General features: G+C 40.3%; 17 protein-coding genes and 1 tRNA gene. 12 read left to right on the top strand and 6 right to left on the bottom strand.

Features of this window, described 5'->3' with window-relative positions:
- Positions 1-544 precede the first annotated feature (544 nt).
- A complete protein-coding gene (nadA, locus tag CLV51_RS03150) occupies positions 545-1,546 on the top strand; it encodes a quinolinate synthase NadA (protein ID WP_106527567.1) in 1,002 nt (333 codons plus the stop codon).
- A gap of 987 nt (positions 1,547-2,533) precedes the next feature.
- Here nadA and CLV51_RS03145 read toward each other — a convergent pair.
- Both CLV51_RS03145 and CLV51_RS03140 read right to left on the bottom strand, forming a co-directional pair.
- A complete protein-coding gene (locus CLV51_RS03145) occupies positions 2,534-2,761 on the bottom strand; it encodes a hypothetical protein (protein WP_106526549.1) in 228 nt (75 codons plus the stop codon).
- A 398-nt stretch (positions 2,762-3,159) separates the two neighbouring features.
- Positions 3,160-3,396, bottom strand: a complete 237-nt coding sequence (locus CLV51_RS03140) for a FeoA family protein (protein ID WP_106526548.1) — start codon at positions 3,394-3,396, stop codon at positions 3,160-3,162.
- 159 nt (positions 3,397-3,555) lie between these two features.
- On the opposite strand from CLV51_RS03140, the gene ybeY reads away from it, so the two are divergent.
- The 5 genes from ybeY (at position 3,556) to CLV51_RS03115 (ending at position 9,106) form a co-directional block, all read left to right on the top strand.
- Positions 3,556-3,975: an rRNA maturation RNase YbeY gene (gene ybeY, locus CLV51_RS03135; protein WP_106526547.1), complete on the top strand. Its 420-nt coding sequence runs from the start codon at positions 3,556-3,558 to the stop codon at positions 3,973-3,975.
- Between the two features lie 534 nt (positions 3,976-4,509).
- Positions 4,510-6,378, top strand: a complete 1,869-nt coding sequence (gene mnmG / locus CLV51_RS03130) for a tRNA uridine-5-carboxymethylaminomethyl(34) synthesis enzyme MnmG (protein WP_106526546.1) — start codon at positions 4,510-4,512, stop codon at positions 6,376-6,378.
- A gap of 363 nt (positions 6,379-6,741) precedes the next feature.
- Positions 6,742-7,332 (top strand): RNA polymerase sigma factor, encoded by a 591-nt coding sequence (locus CLV51_RS03125; protein ID WP_106527566.1) that lies wholly within the window; start codon positions 6,742-6,744, stop codon positions 7,330-7,332.
- On the top strand, positions 7,325-8,545 hold the full coding sequence (locus tag CLV51_RS03120) for an outer membrane beta-barrel protein (RefSeq protein ID WP_158266920.1): 1,221 nt from the start codon (positions 7,325-7,327) through the stop codon (positions 8,543-8,545). The genes CLV51_RS03125 and CLV51_RS03120 overlap by 8 nt, the downstream gene beginning before the upstream one ends.
- Positions 8,546-8,680: 135 nt before the next feature.
- Positions 8,681-9,106 (top strand): hypothetical protein, encoded by a 426-nt coding sequence (locus CLV51_RS03115; protein ID WP_106526544.1) that lies wholly within the window; start codon positions 8,681-8,683, stop codon positions 9,104-9,106.
- Between the two features lie 5 nt (positions 9,107-9,111).
- Here CLV51_RS03115 and cls read toward each other — a convergent pair whose 3' ends face one another.
- The 3 genes from cls to CLV51_RS03100 form a co-directional block, all read right to left on the bottom strand.
- Positions 9,112-10,590, bottom strand: a complete 1,479-nt coding sequence (cls, locus tag CLV51_RS03110; RefSeq protein ID WP_158266919.1) for a cardiolipin synthase — start codon at positions 10,588-10,590, stop codon at positions 9,112-9,114.
- Positions 10,591-10,627: 37 nt separating this feature from the next.
- The gene (locus CLV51_RS03105; RefSeq protein WP_106526542.1) at positions 10,628-11,581 is read right to left on the bottom strand and encodes a carotenoid biosynthesis protein; all 954 of its coding nucleotides are present in this window, start codon (positions 11,579-11,581) and stop codon (positions 10,628-10,630) included.
- 147 nt (positions 11,582-11,728) lie between these two features.
- Positions 11,729-13,876: an alpha-galactosidase gene (locus tag CLV51_RS03100; RefSeq protein WP_106526541.1), complete on the bottom strand. Its 2,148-nt coding sequence runs from the start codon at positions 13,874-13,876 to the stop codon at positions 11,729-11,731.
- Positions 13,877-13,912: 36 nt separating this feature from the next.
- On the opposite strand from CLV51_RS03100, the gene CLV51_RS03095 reads away from it, so the two are divergent.
- From CLV51_RS03095 to CLV51_RS03070, 6 genes are all read left to right on the top strand, one after another.
- Positions 13,913-14,227, top strand: a complete 315-nt coding sequence (locus tag CLV51_RS03095) for a lipid II flippase family protein (RefSeq protein ID WP_106526540.1) — start codon at positions 13,913-13,915, stop codon at positions 14,225-14,227.
- Positions 14,228-14,307: 80 nt separating this feature from the next.
- Positions 14,308-14,835 carry a hypothetical protein gene (locus tag CLV51_RS03090; protein WP_106526539.1) on the top strand — a complete coding sequence of 176 codons (528 nt, stop codon included), beginning with the start codon at positions 14,308-14,310 and terminating at the stop codon, positions 14,833-14,835.
- 195 nt (positions 14,836-15,030) lie between these two features.
- A complete protein-coding gene (locus CLV51_RS03085) occupies positions 15,031-15,843 on the top strand; it encodes a helix-turn-helix domain-containing protein (RefSeq protein ID WP_106526538.1) in 813 nt (270 codons plus the stop codon).
- Positions 15,844-16,111: 268 nt separating this feature from the next.
- Positions 16,112-16,813, top strand: coding sequence for a hypothetical protein (locus CLV51_RS03080; RefSeq protein ID WP_106526537.1), 702 nt, complete (start codon positions 16,112-16,114; stop codon positions 16,811-16,813).
- Positions 16,810-17,805 carry a c-type cytochrome gene (locus CLV51_RS03075; protein WP_245898606.1) on the top strand — a complete coding sequence of 332 codons (996 nt, stop codon included), beginning with the start codon at positions 16,810-16,812 and terminating at the stop codon, positions 17,803-17,805. Before CLV51_RS03080 ends, CLV51_RS03075 begins: the two co-directional genes overlap by 4 nt.
- A 53-nt stretch (positions 17,806-17,858) precedes the next feature.
- The gene (locus CLV51_RS03070) at positions 17,859-18,269 is read left to right on the top strand and encodes a DsrE family protein (protein WP_106526536.1); all 411 of its coding nucleotides are present in this window, start codon (positions 17,859-17,861) and stop codon (positions 18,267-18,269) included.
- A gap of 110 nt (positions 18,270-18,379) precedes the next feature.
- On the opposite strand, the gene CLV51_RS03065 is transcribed toward CLV51_RS03070, so the two are convergent.
- Positions 18,380-18,452, bottom strand: a tRNA-Phe gene (locus tag CLV51_RS03065).
- Between the last annotated feature and the right edge of the window lie 3 nt (positions 18,453-18,455).

Genomic DNA, 18,455 nt, shown 5'->3' with positions numbered 1-18,455 from the left:
CGTAAAATTATCTCAGTCAGCATCAAAAAGGTTTATTCACAAATGTTAAAAAGCCATTTTTCACAATCCACATAAAAATGTGAATAAAATACACCTAATTTCCACACACATGCCGTTTGACCATTTTTCATTCCCAACTGTTTTTTATTCACAATTGATGTGTAAAACCCCCTGTAAAACGTAAAATAAGTTGGGAAAAGGTGCCCCTCCCCGGAGGTAAAACTAATTTTGTTATTGTGGTTAAATTTACCCTTAAAAATGGGATCCTGATTTTGTGGATAGCAAATGCCTTCTTTTAACATTTTCCTAATACCCCCTTTATGAAAAAGATTTTCACTAACAACGATATCCACGTATGTGGATGAAAGTAAGAAAACCCAGTGTTGATGCGGAAACAGCATGTTAATTTAATGTGGAAAGTGTTGCAAAAAGGAATAACAACTACATTTGTATCTGAGCTGGAAATTAAATTTCCACATATTCACAGCCCTAATAGTAGTGGGCTTTTTCTTTTAATTATTTAAAGAAGTATATAGCTATGATTATGGAAATCGCTGACGCGAAAAAAAATTTGCAACACAACGGATTTTTGGATATATCAGTGGATCCCAGTTTGGATTTGTTTGCGGCGATCGAAAATTTGAAAAAGAAAAAAAACGCCATTGTGTTGGCGCACTATTACCAGGAGCCAGATATCCAGGATGTAGCAGATTACATCGGTGATAGTTTGGGACTTAGTCAGCAGGCCGCAAAAACTGATGCTGACATGATTGTTTTTGCCGGCGTGCATTTTATGGCAGAAACAGCAAAAATTCTGAGCCCTCAGAAAAAAGTACTCTTACCAGATCTTAAAGCAGGGTGTTCTTTGGCCGACAGTGCGCCACCAGAGCTGTTTAAGAAGTTCAGAGACAGGTATCCGGACCATATTGTGATTTCCTACATTAACTGTTCGGCGGGTATCAAAGCACTCAGCGATATCATTTGTACGTCCTCCAATGCCGAGAAAATCATCGAAAGCGTTCCTCACAACCAGCCCATCATATTTGCCCCCGACCGGAATTTAGGGGCCTATCTGATCAAAAAAACGGGTAGAGACATGGTTTTATGGAATGGCGCCTGCATGGTGCATGAAATTTTCTCCCTGGAGAAGATTACCAAACTGAAAGTGCGTCATCCAAAAGCTAAAGTTATTGCACATCCAGAATGTGAACCTGCAGTACTCGCGATCGCAGATTATATCGGATCCACAACAGGATTACTAAAGTTCAGCCACAAAGATGATGCGCAGGAATATATCGTGGTTACTGAAACCGGGATACTTCACCAGATGCAAAAAGAAAATCCTGAAAAAACTTTTATCCCGGCACCGCCCAATAATGCATGCGCTTGTAACGACTGCCCACACATGAAATTGAATACACTGGAAAAATTGTATTTGTGCATGGAATACGAACAGCCGGAAATTACAATGGAAGAAAACCTGAGAATCGCCGCTAAAAAGCCAATAGAGCGCATGTTAGCAATCAGTGAAGCAGCTGGGTTATAATATAACTATTTGATTTTCAGTTTTTTTTGAATTTACTTTTAATATAATAGATACAATTTATACAACGCCAGGCCGTGAGAATTTAATATTCTCACGGCCTTCGTATTTGTATACGAATCGATTAATTCTCAGCGTGTTACGAATGGCCTGAGAATCGGAAATTTCATATGTTTCTTCATCTTTCCCCGGAATATTGCAGCAGTATTTTCTCCCACATCATTTTTATGTTAAAAACTAACTGAAACTATTTTTTAGTGACCTGAGAATTGAAATTATTTTTCTTTCATTGGGTATACGCAGAAATTTTATTTTTATGGAATTCTCAGGCTACTGATAATATCCTGAGGATGTTGTATTTGTATTTTTCCTGCAACCATGTCCTGATTTTTAAACTACGCAGTTGTTAGCCATCAATTTTTAAAGGCGCTGAGCTTTTGATGTTTTTTTAAGTCTTGGGTTATGCCGGGAGCGTAATTTTCATCGCACTGTCAATGCTTTTGTTTTTTTGAAGCTGTGCTTTTTATTGCCTTTAATATCTCCTTTTTTCAAATGAACTGACTCCTGATATTGCCTTTCATCAACATGTTTTTGGCGTAACAGCAAGATTCTTAGAAGCTATAGGCATGATTTTAAAAAGGACCATGAGAATTGATTATTTTTCCTAACGCTGGGGTTACCCCGGCATTTTTTATTTTATCTCATTCTCGTAGCGCTTGTAGTTGGCTGAGAATGAAGCGCTTATTGGGGATACACAGCACCATGAATTTTCATTGAATTCTCGGCGCCTTCCTAGTGGCATGAGAATTCAATATTTATAAAATTTATTGACTATCTATGTTTTCTATAAATCGGCGCGAATGTCACGTCACTAGGAAGGCCCTGAGAATCAGATATTTAACAGGAGACTACATACTTACAGGAAACAAAATTATGGGTGTGATCCTCAGCGTACTATAAGCGTCTTGACAATCAGGAATTTGATTTTTATTAGTAGCCATAGGTGAAATAATCATAAATAAAAATCTCAGCGCCTTCCTTAGCTGCTGAGATTTGAAATTTTTTTTGTTTTCCTATGGGTGTTGCAGGGCGAGTAAATCTCAGCGCACAAGCAGCACTGTGAGATTTTATTTTATTGTTGAACCTTGATATCCGGAGATTGGAATAAATCTCAGCCGCCTCATCAGGCGCTGAGATTTGAATAAATATTTCTGCCATGAAGAGGTGTGCATATACGATGCATTCTCACGCAATATTGAGTAAGCTGAGAATTTAATATTTAGTTTTTGCTGTGGATACCCTGGGATATTTAGTTTTTTCGAAGCAGGAGTCACTCAGGAAGAGGCGGAGAAGTTGAAGGAGTATTTATTTTTTCGGTAAATTTTATTTTCAAAGGTCTGAGTAACCTTAATACTAAGGGGATCTATTGGTAATAGAAAAATTGAGCTTGAATTGTTAACAACAGAGGGTTTTAAAACAATTTTTTTTGTTTTGCTTTATATTTTTTTCTAAAAGAGAGAGAAATCAGCGAAAAATGTGGATAAAAAGAGAAATTTTTATCAAAAAAGAGTAAAAAAGCTAATTTTTTTTATTTTTTGATAAAAAGAAGAGGAAAATTATATTTCCTCTACCCAAATATGATCCGCTTCAGTTTTTCTAAGAGATAAATTATAACCAGCTACCATAATTGAGATGGGATCTCCCAGAGGTGCAATTTTTTCAATTTTCACTGTTTCACCAGGTACGCAACCCATTTCCATCAGCTTAATATGAAGATCATCTTTTTCAAATTCTATAATTACCGCGCTTTTACCTGTTGTCAGGGAGGATAATTTTATAATGCCTTTTTTCATTTCTACTTATTAATCTGTTTAAACCTTGTTCCGGCACTTGGGATGAATACTTATGAATGATAAGCAAAGGTACCCTTGTACAGCCAATATGCAAAAAAGAAAGGCCATCGATTCCATAATTTCACTTTACTTTTACATCCACATAATTTTTTAGCATCAATGGCAATTCAATTCACCTCACACGAGATAAAAGATAATTTAAAAGAAAAAAGGAAGCTGAAAGCATTTCTGGCGGATCTTTTTAAAGCGGAAGGTCAAGGTTTAAAGAGTTTGCATTATGTATTTTGTTCTGACACTTATTTGTTGGAAATAAACAAACAATTTTTGCAACACGATACGTACACAGACATTGTAACCTTTGAAATGGGGGAGGATTCCTCTATAACAGAAGGAGAAATATATATTAGCGTTGATAGGGTAGTGGATAATGCAGAAAAATTTAAAGTACCTGTAAACCAGGAGCTGCATAGGGTCATTTTTCATGGGGCACTTCATTTATGCGGGTTTAAAGACAAAAGTAAAGCAGATGCAGCATTAATGAGGAGCAAGGAAGATGAGTATTTGCAAAAGTATTTCTGAAAAGGTAAGATCTGATTTTAGCGGGAGGAGGTATTGGTTTGTAATGTTCCACGTGAAACATTGCATATTTCTTTCAACCGGATCCTGATGATAATGTTTAAAAATGTTCCACGTGGAACATTTTTAGTTTAAGGCCATTTGTACCTGGTTAAATATTTTCTTGTAGTTAAATTTATAAGAGATAAATGTTCCTGGTAGAATATCTTAGTTTGATTAAAAAGTTACCTGAACAGGCAAAAAATAGGATCTAAAAAAAATGAATTTATTAGAGGAATGTTCCACGTGAAACATTCCTTTTTCTGGGTTCAATGAATATATTATATGAGGAGGAAGAATAAGTTTATTTAAATGTTTCATTGGGAACATCTACCTTGAATAAGGAATTTGAAGTTTGAAGAACAGATATCTATTCAACAGCTTTCAAATATTGTAAAAGACCTCTTTTAGGAAGAAACTAATGTTTCACGTGGAACATTCTACTTTGTGAGGACAATATCCCTTCTTCTACGTAATTTTGCACTTTCTAAATTTATTATGTTTCCATCATACGATATAATTGTTGTAGGCGCAGGCCATGCCGGTTGTGAAGCTGCTGCTGCTGCTGCCAATATGGGCTCCAAGGTATTATTGGTGACCATGAATATGCAAACCATTGCCCAAATGAGCTGTAACCCAGCTATGGGTGGTATTGCAAAAGGACAAATTGTAAGAGAAATAGATGCCCTGGGAGGGTATTCAGGAATAGTAACGGATCAATCCATGATCCAGTTCCGCATGCTGAACCGTTCTAAAGGGCCCGCTATGTGGAGCCCCCGTACACAAAACGACCGCATGCTTTTCGCTGCAAAATGGCGTGAAGCATTGGAAAAAACTCCCAATGTGGACTTTTACCAGGATATGGTAAAGGGCCTATTGGTGAAAGACGGCCGTTGCCATGGAGTAGTTACAGGGCTTGGGCATGAAATTCAGGCGAAGTCAGTAGTGCTTACAAACGGCACCTTCCTTAATGGGGTAATACATATTGGAGATAAACAATTTGGTGGCGGAAGAGTGGCTGAAAAAGCAGCAACAGGCATTACGGAGCAACTTGTTTCCCTTGGTTTTGAAAGCGATCGCTTAAAAACAGGTACTCCTCCTCGCATCGATGGACGTAGTTTGGACTACTCCAAAATGGAGGAACAGAAGGGAGATGAGGAAATAGTAGGATTCTCTTACCTTGATATTGAAAGAATTAAACCAGCCCAACAAAGAAGTTGCTGGATTACTTATACCAGCGATGCCGTACATGAAATGTTACGCACCGGCTTCGATAGATCTCCTATGTTTCAGGGACGTATCCAGGGTACTGGGCCACGTTACTGCCCAAGCATTGAGGATAAGATAAACCGCTTTGCAGAAAGAGAACGTCACCAACTGTTTGTAGAACCGGAAGGCTGGGATACTGTTGAAATCTACGTTAATGGATTCTCCACTTCTCTGCCGGAAGATGTACAGATGAAAGCCCTTCGCCTGGTACCAGGATTTGAAAATTGCCGTATGTTCAGACCTGGTTATGCGATTGAATACGATTTCTTTCCACCTACACAGCTGCAGTTTTCACTGGAAACCAAGCATGTACAGAACCTTTTCTTTGCAGGACAAATAAATGGCACCACAGGTTACGAGGAAGCTGCCTGCCAGGGTTTGATGGCGGGTATTAATGCACACCTCAAGGCTAAGGAAGAGGCGCCATTTGTATTAAAAAGGAGTGAAGCATACATTGGTGTACTGATAGATGACCTCATTAATAAAGGCACGGAAGAGCCTTACCGTATGTTTACCTCCAGAGCAGAGTTCAGAACACTGCTAAGACAGGATAATGCGGATCTCCGTTTAACAGAAAGAAGCTATAACCTGGGACTGGCCTCTGCAGAAAGAATGCAGAAAGTACAGGCGAAAAAAGAAGGAGTAGCACAGATAAAGCGTATTCTAAAAGAATTATCTGTAGAACCGGAAGAGATCAGCGCACTATTGGAAGCCAAATCTTCAGCACCATTAACCCAAAAACAAAAGGCGCATCAAATCCTTCTTCGCCCCGGATTGGATATTTTTGCCATGAAAGAACACGTGGAAAAAATAGGACAGGCACTTTCGGGCTTCGATACAGCCATGTTGGAACAAGCAGAAATTCAGATTAAGTACGACGTATATATTGAAAAGGAAAATGAACTGGTGAAAAAAATGAGCCAATTGGAAGACCTGGTTATTCCGGATAGTTTCGATTATTCGAAGTTAGTTTCCTTATCAAATGAAGCAAGACAAAAATTCAATAAGATTCGTCCGCATACTTTAGGACAAGCAAGTCGAATAAGCGGAGTTAATCCAAGCGATGTGCAAATACTAATGGTGTACATGGGCAGATAAATTTTAAAAACATCTTTTGAAGAGGACAAGCTGATTTTTGCAGCTTGTCCTCTTTTTTTGTTTTAAGAGGCAAAATCAGCAAAAAAATGGGTAAAATCACTAAAAAGTGACCTTCAGAAAGCGGGTAAATTTCGTATATCTGTAAAGAGCCGGATATAAGTGTTAAAAACAGTTGTGAATCGAATAAAGAGGCTAAAAATGCGTTTTTTAAAAAGAAAAGCCTTTTTTTAAGGCAAAAGCAACCATTTTTGATCTTAATTCGTATTAGGTAATGAAACAAACTTTTTCTTAACCAAAATTAAGCAGTTGCTTTTATGCGGTGAGAATATTGCATTTTATATAAAAGCCAGGCAAGAAACTTTTGTGCAAGACACGAATAATATTAATGAACTGATTGCGGGCTGCTGCAAAAAAGAACGCAGCAGTCAGGAAGCACTGTACCGGAATTTTTTCGGGTACGGCATGAGCATTTGTTTAAGATATGCACAAAACAGAGAGGAAGCCGTTGAAATTATGAATGATGGATTCCTCAAAATATTCCAACACATCCAATCATTTGATACCAGCAGATCATTTAAAACCTGGTTGGCAAAAATCATGGTGAATACTTCTATCGATTTTCTGAGAGGCAAAAAAAAGATGGTATTTGTAGATGATATCAGCCATATTCCCGAGCCCGGGACAGACGATAAAATAGTAGACAAGCTATCCTATGAAGAGCTGCTGAAACAAGTACAAGCTTTACCACCGGCTTATCGTACCGTGTTTAATTTGTACGTGATAGAAGGTTATCAGCACCAGGAAATAGCCCTTATGTTGCGCATCTCAGAAGGCACTTCTAAATCAAATTTATTCAAGGCAAAGAAAATACTGAAGGAAAAAATTATTAATGCCTCCACAAATACATCGGTTGATGGTGTGGGGCAAAATATGTCTGTATATAAAAATGAGTGAAGCATTTGAAAATAGCGTCCGTAACAAGCTGATTGAAGCTGATATTCCTTTTGACCAGGATGCCTGGACAAAAATGGAATCGTTGCTGGATGCCGGAGAGAATGATAAACCACTGTTAGCCTGGTGGTGGTGGCTGCTTTTGCCCCTTTTACTGGGGACCGGCGGATGGTGGATGATGCAAAAATCAAGTGATCGGCCACCTAAAAATAATATCACAACAGATATAACACAACAGGTAGAACAAGTACAAAAAACAGATAATCATCTGCCTGAAAATATTATCACACCTGATAAACAACAGGCAGATCAAGTGCAAAAAACAGATAATCATCTGTCTGAAAATATTATCACACCTGGTAAACAACAACAGGAGGCAATACAAGTGCCCGTGATACCAGCTATTATTACACAAAATAAAAAGCCGGAAAATAACCAGGTTAACAGCTATGAATTACCTGAAAAAAGAGTTCCTGGTGTGGCAGAAAAAAACAATGATATAAACTTTCTGCCAACAAAAAATGTTAATAACCTTAACGCCTATACGAAAATAAGTGCGCCTACTGAAATACCTATAAATACTAGCTCTCCGGCGGATCAAACAACAACACATCCGCGTAGAAAGATAAATAGTAAAGGCTTATACGTTGGTATAACACTGGGGCCGGATATAAATGTAGCACCATCACTGAAATATGGTAACATTGGTTTTAATGCCGGTGTTTTATTGCATTATTATTTCAACAAACATTGGTTTGTAACTACTGGTGCAGTGTACAGTAAGAAAATATATGCCGCTACTCCTTCGGATTATAAAGTGCTGAATAATGGTACTTACCAATCTGATCTTGTAAGAGTAAACGCTAATTGTGATGTGTTGGATATACCTATCAATGCGAATTATACCTTCCTGCAAGTAAATAACAATACTTTGAGTGCCACACTGGGTATGTCCAATTATTTTATGCTGAAGGAAAAATATCAGTATAACTATAAATATACGCCTCCATCGGAACAGACGGTGAAAAATGAAAATCAGCATTACCTCGCTGTGTTGAATGTTGGAGCGCTGTATCAACATCCCGCAGGAAAACGCCTGATTATCGGCGTGCAACCTTATGCAAAGATTCCACTACGCGGGGTAGGATATGGACAGGTGAAACTGTACTCTGCCGGTGTTGCTTTGCAGATAAATCTTGTAGGTAAAAAGCATTAATAATCAGGCCGAAAACCGGCTCCTGTAGCAATTTTAAACAATCATCTTCCCACATTGTTATCAATGGTTACCTAATGCCAGCTGCATTATGTGGCGCGGCATTTTCATCTTTCTCAACACTAAAAAGAAGCCATTATGACAAATAAAAAAGATAAAACAGATAAGCCCGAAGATAAAAACACAGAGAAGAAAAAAGAGGAAGACGAACAGTTTCCGGGTTATCCGGTATATCCGGCCAGCGAAGATATTATGAATACCAAAAACCGGGAAAGGGAAGTAGACCTTGATATTGACCAGGTAACAGGTTCTTTCCGGCATAATAGCGAGTTACCAGCCGGTAAACAGAAAGGCCCTAAAAAAAGCGATGAACAGGAAGAGACATGGCGTCAGGATAAAACAGGGGATGACCTTGATGTGCCCGGTGCAGAGCTGGATGACGACGAAGAAGCGATAGGGAAAGAAGATGAAGAGAATAATCTTTATAGCATAGGAGGTGACAGGCACGAAGATCTGGAAGAAGACAATGGTGAGTTCCTCGATCCGGAAGCAGAGAAGATTTAAGGCCCTTATAACAACGGCGTTAAGAGCCGGCATACTGCATCCATAAAACGTTTGGCTACATTGCGTTTATTCCAGCGGGTTTCCTGTACAGGAACCGAGTACAGCAAATCTTCTTCAAATGCGCGATTCAGCCTGGTAGCTACTTCTTTATCGTATACCAATGCCGCAATTTCACAATTGAGGTAAAAGCTACGGTTATCAAAATTAACAGAGCTCACCCATGCCAGATTATCGTCTATCACCATCGTTTTTGCATGTACAAAGCCCCGTGTGTAAAAAAACACTTTTACTCCTGCCGCCAGCAAGGTTTTGATGTAAGAGAGCGCTGCATGTTGCACAATAAATGAGTCGCCCTTCCAGGGTAAAATTAATTGCACATCTTTACCCGCCAGTGCAGCCATTTGCAGGGCTGTAAGCAACTCCTCTGTAGGTATAAAATAGGGATTGGTAATACGTATCCTTCTTTTGGCGATGTTGATAGCCATGAGTATAGATTGCATGGCTATAGGCCACTCTGAATCAGGACCACTGGCAACAATATCTGTGAAACAGTTGCCTGTTAATGCGGACCTGACAAAGAAAGGCGTTTCAAAAGGGAATATTTCTTTACTGCAATAACGATAACTCATCAGAAACTGCAGCTGCAGCAGGTTTACAGCATCACCTTCAATTTTCAGGTGTGTATCCCGCCAAAACACTTCATGCTTGCCATTGTTGATATAACGATCATCCAGATTAATGCCTCCAACAAAACCAACAGTGCCGTCAATAACAATTATTTTACGGTGATTACGATAGTTGGCATTCAGGTAAAAATTTATCAGCACAGGAGCAAAAGAAAATACACTGGCACCGTGTTCCTTCAGCCGCTCTGGTATATCACCGATCTTATCGCTGCCCATATCATCGTATAAAAAGCGAACCTGTACGCCCTGGTTTAATTTTTCTATCAGAATTTCTGTGACTTCATTGCCAACATCGTCTGCCGTAATCATGTAGTACTCAATGTGTATATGATGTTTGGCAGCGCGTAGTGCACTAAAGACTGCCGGAAACTTTTCTTCTCCATTGATCAGTAGCTGTACCTTGTTATTTTTGCTAAGCACAGATTGACGCGTGTTTAACAGCATGGCAGAAAGCTCCTGTTTATTCCCTGCCAGCTGCCGCAATTCCAGCTGCATCTGTTCAATTTCTGCCCGTTGCGATTGCCAGTATTTTGCAAAAAGCACTTCATCTTTACTTCCTTTGAGTGTAAATCTTCTTTTTTTGCGAAGATCCCGGCCCAGATAATAGTACACGATGAGCCCTACAATAGGAATAAATACCAGCACCAGTATATAACCAATAGCTTTCACCGGGTTGCGGTTTTCCAGCAGGATGGTGGCAACCAAACCAATAAAGATGAGCACCAATAGTATGGAGCTGCCTATTTTTATATAAATATGCCAGTTTGTTCCTGTGAGATACCTGATGAGCGTTTGCAACGGGTTGATCGGATTTAATAGTAAGAAAGATATATTATTAACGCGTATCCGCTAAAATGGTTATAGGTGCCTTTTTCAGAAGCATGGGCGTATGGACGATAAAACCCAGTGCCACATTGAATATAGAAAAAGCAGTCATCCAGGTATTTTCTCCGGCAAAACCGCCCAGGAATAACCATCCTAAAAAATACACGTGGAACCATGCTGGTACAATCCATGCTGCCAGCGGAAAGTAATGTGTGGTGACTGTTCTTTTTTTATTAAAACCGATGATCACCAACGAAATGAGTATAATAAGCAATACAACAAGCCGCTGCATGCTGCTGATGCCGAAAAGTTGTTTGAGCACATTGGGCAATGGGAATAAAAATATCCACAATGCAACTTGTGATATTAGTATAGAAAGCAGTGGTAGTATGGCTTTCCATATTCGTGTGATGGATACTTTTTCCAGCAGGCGGCCAAAGAGGGAATAAAAAAATACAACCAGCAGCCACCCGTAAAAATTTGCATAAGGAACTCCAAACCATTGTCCGGTGAGCGCTTCGGTAGGGTACCCGCGCCCGATCCAGTCCCAGTGCCACATGTGAAGCCGATAGGCCACCACATCCATGCTCATATCAATATTGAGTGCAAGCAGGCTGTCCAGTGCAGCGGCTGCCCATAGGGGCAAACTGAAATTATCTGTGAATAACCGCGAAGAATAAATGATTACTGCCCAGCCACAACCAATGCAAATAGGGATATCCCGTGGTGGAGTGCCCAGCATTAACCAGAAGTGCCCGTAAACATAACCGCTGTTTGTAGCCACATTTACGTATTCCAGCAGTAAGCCGAAGCCAAGGCCACCCAGGAGCCAGGAAACGTGCCCTGTGCCCTTTTTAAACGCATGCAGGCCGCAAATAAGCAGCAATGCATACAGGCATAGCTCTGTAACCGGAAAGCAATAGCCAGGCGCATTGCCATATGGCATATTAGCAAATGGAAGCATTTTACGCGTTTTGAGGTATGAAAGATAATGAATCAACCATTATTTTATTGATGGTGCCACGCAATCCATCGTATTAAGATAGCTGGTAAAAGAAGATGTCCTGTTACGAATTAATCGCAACAGGACATCTATATTTATCTAAAAAAATTACTCAGCAGTAATTTCCAGTATGTTACTGGTTAATGGTTTTGCTTTATTAGGGATCAGATTAATACCTACATTCATCAGGAAGTCGCCACTGTACAATTGATTCAAATTGAGTGTGGATGCGGTTCCCGGAAACAGGTTAATTTCTTTGATCCGGTAATTCTTTTTAGGATCAAGGCCCTGTAGTTTCACAACATTGAACACATCATTCCTGCGGGTGTTCATGAGATAATTAAATACAATTGCTTTTTTCTGATCATCACTGGTGTATAAAAATACTGCCCTGTTTTGTTCATATGGTGAAACCAACCGATAAAGATTGCCATACCATACAATATCACTGATACGCCTATACGTTTCTACAGCATCATGGCTAAACAGTAATTCCTTTTCTGTAGAATCATCTACTTTAATATCATATCCCAGCTTGCCCATCATTGCTACGTCTGTACGGAATTTAAGGGATTGTTTTCCCCAATTGGTAACGTGTGCGGAAATAGTATTGGCAGGAAAAAAATGTGAATAACCATATTGAATATAAATTCTTTCCAGGCCATCTGTATTATCACTGGGCCAGAATTCAGTGAAGTATTTTAATGCACCATAATCTGTACGGCCACCACCACCGGAGCACAGCATTATGGGCAGGTGTGGATATTTGGCTCTTACCCTTTCCAATACTTTATACAAACTGCGTGTATACTCAATAAAGAGATGTGATTGTTTTTCTTTGAGATAAGGAGAATAGGTGTTGGTAAGCATACGGTTACAATCCCATTTGATATAAGCAATCCCCGGATTTTCCGACATGGTTTTATCCACAACACCATAAACAAAATCCTGGACGGCGGGGTTGGTAAGATCCAGCACCATCTGATTACGGTAATAATTTTCTGCACGATTAGGCAAACGCAGTACCCAGTCCGGATGTTGGGTATACAATTCACTTTTGGGATTCACCATCTCCGGTTCCAGCCAGATACCGAATTTAACGCCCTGTTTCTGTGCTTCCTGCACCAGGTAACCCAGTCCGTGTGGAAGTTTGGTGGTATTAGGTTCCCAGTCGCCTAAGCCGGCATTATCGCCATTACGGGGAAATTTATTGGCAAACCAGCCATCATCCAGCAGGAAGAGGTCTACGCCTAATTTTTTAGCACCGCCAAAAAGACTTGTCAGGCGCTGTTCATTGAAGTCCATGCCAGTAGCTTCCCAGTTATTGAGGAGTGTAAGACGGGGCGTGTGACCGTCCAGAATACCATAGTTAAGTGCCCAGTGCTGGATGTTGCGGGAGGCTTGTCCCTTTCCTTTGGCAGATAAGGTGAATATAAATGCCGGTGTAGTGAATACTTCATTGGGCTTCAGTGCGTAGTCGCTGGCGTACGGATTGATACCTGCATTAATGTGCAGGGCATTGTGCTCATCTACTTCAAATGCGAACTTGAAATTACCAGTCCAGGCAAGTGTGCCGGCCAGTACTTCTCCGTTGTTTTCATCGGCAGCATTATTCAGTGCCAGCAGGAACATAGGAGATTGCTGCATATTGGCGCGTACGCCGAGTTTGCTGTCCAGTATTTTCATGCCGGTGGTTAAGTATTGCTCTACCATGGTAACTTCTTTGGCCCAGTCACCATGAAATTGTGTGAGCCAATATTTTGCTGCGCTGAAATGCAGCATGGAAGAGGAGTAGGCCGTTAATAACACCGGTTGTTTTTCTGTATGTTTTATCTCTGTCCATGCTTTGATAACATCCTCCTTGTAATATGCCTCAAAGTGAAGGATAACGGTTACCGGATATACGGGATCTTTGAGTGTGATACTGGTGGCGGTAATATCGCTTTCTTTTTGTGCAGATTCATGCGTCACATATTTTAGTTCCAGGGAAGGATTACCGTCATTGTGTACGATGCGAATAGCAGGATCCAACAGACTTTCCATACCTGCAGTAATATATGCCTCCTGTGTTGATTTTGATAGGGTATCCGTGTTTCCCGGCTGTAATTGCTGTCCGAAATATCGTTGGATAAGTCGTCCATCCTTGTTGGTACCGTAGACCAAACTAACATTGCGGGTAGCGATGCGTATCAATTGGTTTTGTGCAGAAGCCCAGTGTGTCAGCAACAGCAAACCTATACCCAATAATCTTTTCATGCTAAAATATTTACTAACGAGGAATAAGCGTACAAAATACAAATAAAAAGAAAAGATGTACATGGTAATTTATCGGAGTCTTATACTTATGGGTTGTCCTTGGTTGCTACCATTATTTTTATGACGCGTAGCGTGGAGGTAGCTGGTTTGGCTACAGTGTTGATGGCGTTGTTTATTGATCCGCATTTATCTGTATTAACCGACGATGCGGTATTGGGAAAAGTTAGTGCGGGATCCTTCCGAAAGTATATTGTGTATATGGTGATAGCAAGGATTGGGGGTACATTGCTTGCACAATTGTTATTTCTGCCTTGTGCCCATTTAATTGCCATGCTGGCGGAGAGCGTTTAAATTATAATACTGTTATCGCTGTAATTATTTTGTTAAGAAACGATTAACATTTTTCTCCTTTTTTTTATGCTTTTTTGGAGATGAATATTAGTCCGAGAAAGTTATTTGTTATTGTTGGGTATCCGCATACGGGGAAAAAAGTTACGTTGCAAACGCTGTTTCGCAGGAAAGGCTTCTTTCCGTTTAAGCGACCAATAAAAGCAGCACAATTTGGCAATAAGGGATTTATTGTGATAAATATTTCTGACCACAATCATCGTACAGAAGATTATTTAGCACGAATTAAGGCGGTGATGGCGAGTCATACTGAAACGCCGGCTTCATTTATGGTTATTATCAGTCTCGTTCTTGACGGTAGTATACGCGATGTAAAGCCGGTGCTTCAATATTTTAATCAATCAGGATTTGATGTTCACTACCTGGTGTTGTGCAGCAGTATGTACGAGAAAAAGGTGATCAGTGAAGCCAATATTGAGCTGTTCCGGCAGCACGTGAGTAAAGGTCAGATTCACCTCTTTGATAAGCTGGTAACCCAATCAACGTTACGTTTCAGAGAAAGGGTAGAGGAAGTGACAAAGGTGATAGATGTGTTATTGGCGACGAGATAGCAGCGCTGTATTTTAGGGGAAACTAAATCAATAAGAAAGCATATTGCCAATAAAGCAGGCCGGGCAGGTCGGCCAATCCATTCAGTTATGAAAGGACCTGCCAGGGATTAATGACAAACCGCATAGCGTCGTGTTTTTTCGGATATTTGTGAACAATATAGTTAATATCAACGGGTACCTATAAAGAGCTTGAATATGTTCAAGGTGCAATCTTTCCTGCCACATAGGTTGTTACAGGATTATATACTTTCCTATCTGATCCTGGAGGCAGATTTCCAGGAAGAAGATAACCAGAAAATGATCATATTGCCGCATCTTGTCCAGAATCTTGCATTTAATCTTGGTCCCAATAACACCGTTTATGATGTTATTAATCGCGAATATGCTGCCTCAGATATTATTGTAGGGCCTAATGATAGTATTTGTGAGCTTTTTATTTCGTCAGGCATGAAGAATCTGGTTGTAAACCTTAAGCCAGGTGCGTGGTTTAAACTTTTCCGAATACCAGCACAACATTTCAGGAATAAAAGCAGCGATTTGTCAGATATTATTGGATATCGTATGCATGAAATCGGAGAGAGGATAAGGGAGTGTGATAATGGAAAACAACAGATCTCTATACTGGAGGCATTTCTTATTCGTCAGTTGTTGAGCGAGAGAAAATATTCAAGGAATTTAGATGAAGCTATCCACCTGATTTTTGCTGCAGATGGCAATATTGCTATCAGGGAATTAGAGTTGGGAGTTTATCTTACCAAGCGCACTTTGGAGAGGAATTTCCTGGAGCAAACGGGGCTTCATCTCAAAACATTTTGCCGCATAGTGCGCTTCAGAAGAACAATTGAGTACATAGAAAAAGAACAGTTCCTTCAATGGAGCTTGTTAGCCCCTAAGTTTGGTTATAGTGATCAGACCCATTTTATTAATGAATTCAGGCATTTTGCATGCTGTTTGCCTCATGAATACCCAGGTTTCAGGGGTGACCTGGAGCAAGTATTGGGGTTTTAAATTTTGTCACTTTTATACGATAGCCCCACTTTTTATTTTCCTACTTTTGTGTTTCCTGGTATATCTATGGGTTAATATTGATGAGCGACTTGATCACATCAATCATGTTAAAAATACATCCTCAGATATTTTTAACCATCTCCTCAAAAACTGTTGTATTTCTTTTAATGTAATTCTATTGACGGGTTTGTTATTTAATTACTTGCAGGCATAGCTGTCGGAAGCTGATGCTACAAGTAAATGCAGTATTCACCAAAATAGCAATTATATGAATCGTGCAAAAAACGAAGCAACCAACCGTCGTGATTTTCTTGGGAAAATCATTGCAGGAGCTACAATCCTTACCATACCGTCCTTTGCTCCTCTTGACCTCCAGGCGGCATTCAGCCCTGAAAAAATAAATATCAATAATGGGGACCCCGAGGCCTGGGTGGCCAAAATTAAGGGGAAACACAAGATGGTACTGGATGTAATCCGTCCGCATGACATCCTGCCTTTTGCCTGGCCCAAGATTTTTTTACTTACTAATGAGGCTACTGGCTCGCCCGAAAAAGAGTGTTGTGTAGTTGTTGTGTTACGACATGACGCAATTCCATATGCGCTGAAAAGTGACCTATGGGCAAAGTATAAATTCGGCGAAGTATTTAAAGCGGATGATCCTGTTACCAAAGCACCTGCAGTCAGAAATCCTTTCTGGCAACCTAAGCCGGGAGATTTTACTGTTCCCGGAATTGGCAATGTGGCCATTGGAATTAATGAACTGCAGGCAAGTGGGGTCCTGTTCTGTGTTTGTAATATGGCGATTACAGTCTATAGCGCAGTGGTAGCACAAAGCATGTCACTTGATCCTGTAGCTGTAAAAAATGAATGGATCGACGGTATTTTACCGGGTATACAATTGGTGCCTTCCGGTGTATGGGCCGTAGGACGTGCACAGGAACGGAATTGCGGCTATTGTTTTGCAGGATGAAACGGATTCCTCTGGATTCGGGCATACTCCGGCTATTGTGGATAATGCTGTTAGTGGGATTGCTGCTGATTGTTATAAAAATGCTCTTCAGCAACAGGAATCATATAAGGGAAAGAGAAAAAAAATCAGCGACGCTATGGATCGCTCCTGATACTGGTTCTATTCCACATACGGTAGATGGTGCAATGATCAGGTATGGCCGGGATCTTATTGTTCATACTTCCGTTTACCTGGGACCTAAAGGAAAAATTGTCGCCATCAGCAATGGTATGAACTGCCAGAATTGTCATCTGGATGCAGGTACTAAACTTTGGGGGAATAACTATAGCAGTACCGCATCTACTTATCCGAAATTCAGGGCAAGGAGCGGCACTGTTGAGTCAATCGGAAAAAAAGTGAACGATTGCCTGATCCGCAGTCTTAACGGCAATGCCCTCGATAGCAATAGCCTTGAATTGAGGGCCATTATAGCCTACATACACTGGTTGGGGAAAGGTGTACCTAAAGGATATAAGCCACCGGGAAGCGGAATAAAAGAAATGATATACCTGGAAAGGGCTGCGGATACTGCAAAGGGGAAACTGGTGTTTGAACAAAAATGTGGAAAATGTCATGGGGAGAATGGCGCCGGGAAATTAAAAGCAGGCAGTACTGAATACGAGTATCCTCCTTTGTGGGGAGAGAAAAGTTATAATACCGGAGCAGGTATTTACAGGATATCGAAACTTGCCGGGTATATAAAAAATAATATGCCGTTCGGCATAGATTTTAAAAGTACCCAATTAACAGATGATGAAGCATGGGATGTTGCTGCTTTTGTAAATTCACAGCCTCGTCCTTTTAAAGCATTCCCTGCGGATTGGCCTGATATAAACACGAAACCGGAGGATCTTCCCTTTGGACCTTTCAGCGATACATTCTCTGCACAACAGCATAAATACGGACCTTTTGGCCCTATTCTTCATCAAAGGGGTAAAGGGCAAATAAAATAGGTCACCGGATTTCAGGAGCTTAAAAATTCAATACATCAAATAAAAATATGATCATGAAAAAGCTGTTTACGCTTTTTGCATTTTTGCTAGGATATATTTTATCCTATGCCCAATCCGACTACAAAGTAATATTTGATATTACCAGTAAAAATATTGAGGATCATAATACCATTATGCGGCAAATTAATGGTATCCTGAAAGGTAGCCCGGATGCACAGCTGGAAGTAGCTGTTTATGGCGATGCACTGGATATGGTAATGAAGGATAAATCAACGATAACTTCTGCCATCAAGGATCTTATCAACAATAAAAAGGTGAGCATAAAAGTATGCGGTGCTACAATGAAGCGGAATAATAAGAACGCCAGTCAGTTGATACCAGGTGTTGAAATTGTACCGGATGCTATCTATGAAATAATCACTAAACAAAAAGAAGGATGGGGGTATATAAAAGTGGCGCATTGAGGTTATTGGATATGAGGGGGCGGGGTTTTCCGCGTGAATAAAGTCTGAAACCTTTGTCAACCGCCACTTACGGGCATAAAAAAAGGCCATCTTCCGATGACCTTTTTCTGTGGTGTGAGCCGGGATCGAACCGGCGACACAAGGATTTTCAGTCCTTTGCTCTACCGACTGAGCTACCGCACCATC

It is taken from the genome of Chitinophaga niastensis, assembly GCF_003014755.1.
In the GTDB taxonomy this organism is placed as follows: Bacteria; Bacteroidota; Bacteroidia; order Chitinophagales; family Chitinophagaceae; genus Chitinophaga; species Chitinophaga niastensis.
This window is presented reverse-complemented; position numbering and strand designations above follow the sequence as displayed.

What these genes read in the sequence shown, in the direction of transcription:
- CLV51_RS03090 (WP_106526539.1), top strand. Translation starts at nt 14,308, where the DNA reads ATGAATATTAGTCCGAGAAAGTTATTTGTTATTGTTGGGTATCCGCAT.
- mnmG (WP_106526546.1), top strand. Translation starts at nt 4,510, where the DNA reads ATGTTTCCATCATACGATATAATTGTTGTAGGCGCAGGCCATGCCGGT.
- CLV51_RS03145 (WP_106526549.1), bottom strand. Translation starts at nt 2,761, where the DNA reads ATGGCAGAAATATTTATTCAAATCTCAGCGCCTGATGAGGCGGCTGAG.
- CLV51_RS03070 (WP_106526536.1), top strand. Translation starts at nt 17,859, where the DNA reads ATGAAAAAGCTGTTTACGCTTTTTGCATTTTTGCTAGGATATATTTTA.
- CLV51_RS03075 (WP_245898606.1), top strand. Translation starts at nt 16,810, where the DNA reads ATGAAACGGATTCCTCTGGATTCGGGCATACTCCGGCTATTGTGGATA.
- CLV51_RS03140 (WP_106526548.1), bottom strand. Translation starts at nt 3,396, where the DNA reads ATGAAAAAAGGCATTATAAAATTATCCTCCCTGACAACAGGTAAAAGC.
- CLV51_RS03085 (WP_106526538.1), top strand. Translation starts at nt 15,031, where the DNA reads ATGTTCAAGGTGCAATCTTTCCTGCCACATAGGTTGTTACAGGATTAT.
- CLV51_RS03105 (WP_106526542.1), bottom strand. Translation starts at nt 11,581, where the DNA reads ATGCTTCCATTTGCTAATATGCCATATGGCAATGCGCCTGGCTATTGC.
- CLV51_RS03080 (WP_106526537.1), top strand. Translation starts at nt 16,112, where the DNA reads ATGAATCGTGCAAAAAACGAAGCAACCAACCGTCGTGATTTTCTTGGG.
- ybeY (WP_106526547.1), top strand. Translation starts at nt 3,556, where the DNA reads ATGGCAATTCAATTCACCTCACACGAGATAAAAGATAATTTAAAAGAA.
- CLV51_RS03120 (WP_158266920.1), top strand. Translation starts at nt 7,325, where the DNA reads ATGAGTGAAGCATTTGAAAATAGCGTCCGTAACAAGCTGATTGAAGCT.
- CLV51_RS03100 (WP_106526541.1), bottom strand. Translation starts at nt 13,876, where the DNA reads ATGAAAAGATTATTGGGTATAGGTTTGCTGTTGCTGACACACTGGGCT.
- CLV51_RS03115 (WP_106526544.1), top strand. Translation starts at nt 8,681, where the DNA reads ATGACAAATAAAAAAGATAAAACAGATAAGCCCGAAGATAAAAACACA.
- nadA (WP_106527567.1), top strand. Translation starts at nt 545, where the DNA reads ATGGAAATCGCTGACGCGAAAAAAAATTTGCAACACAACGGATTTTTG.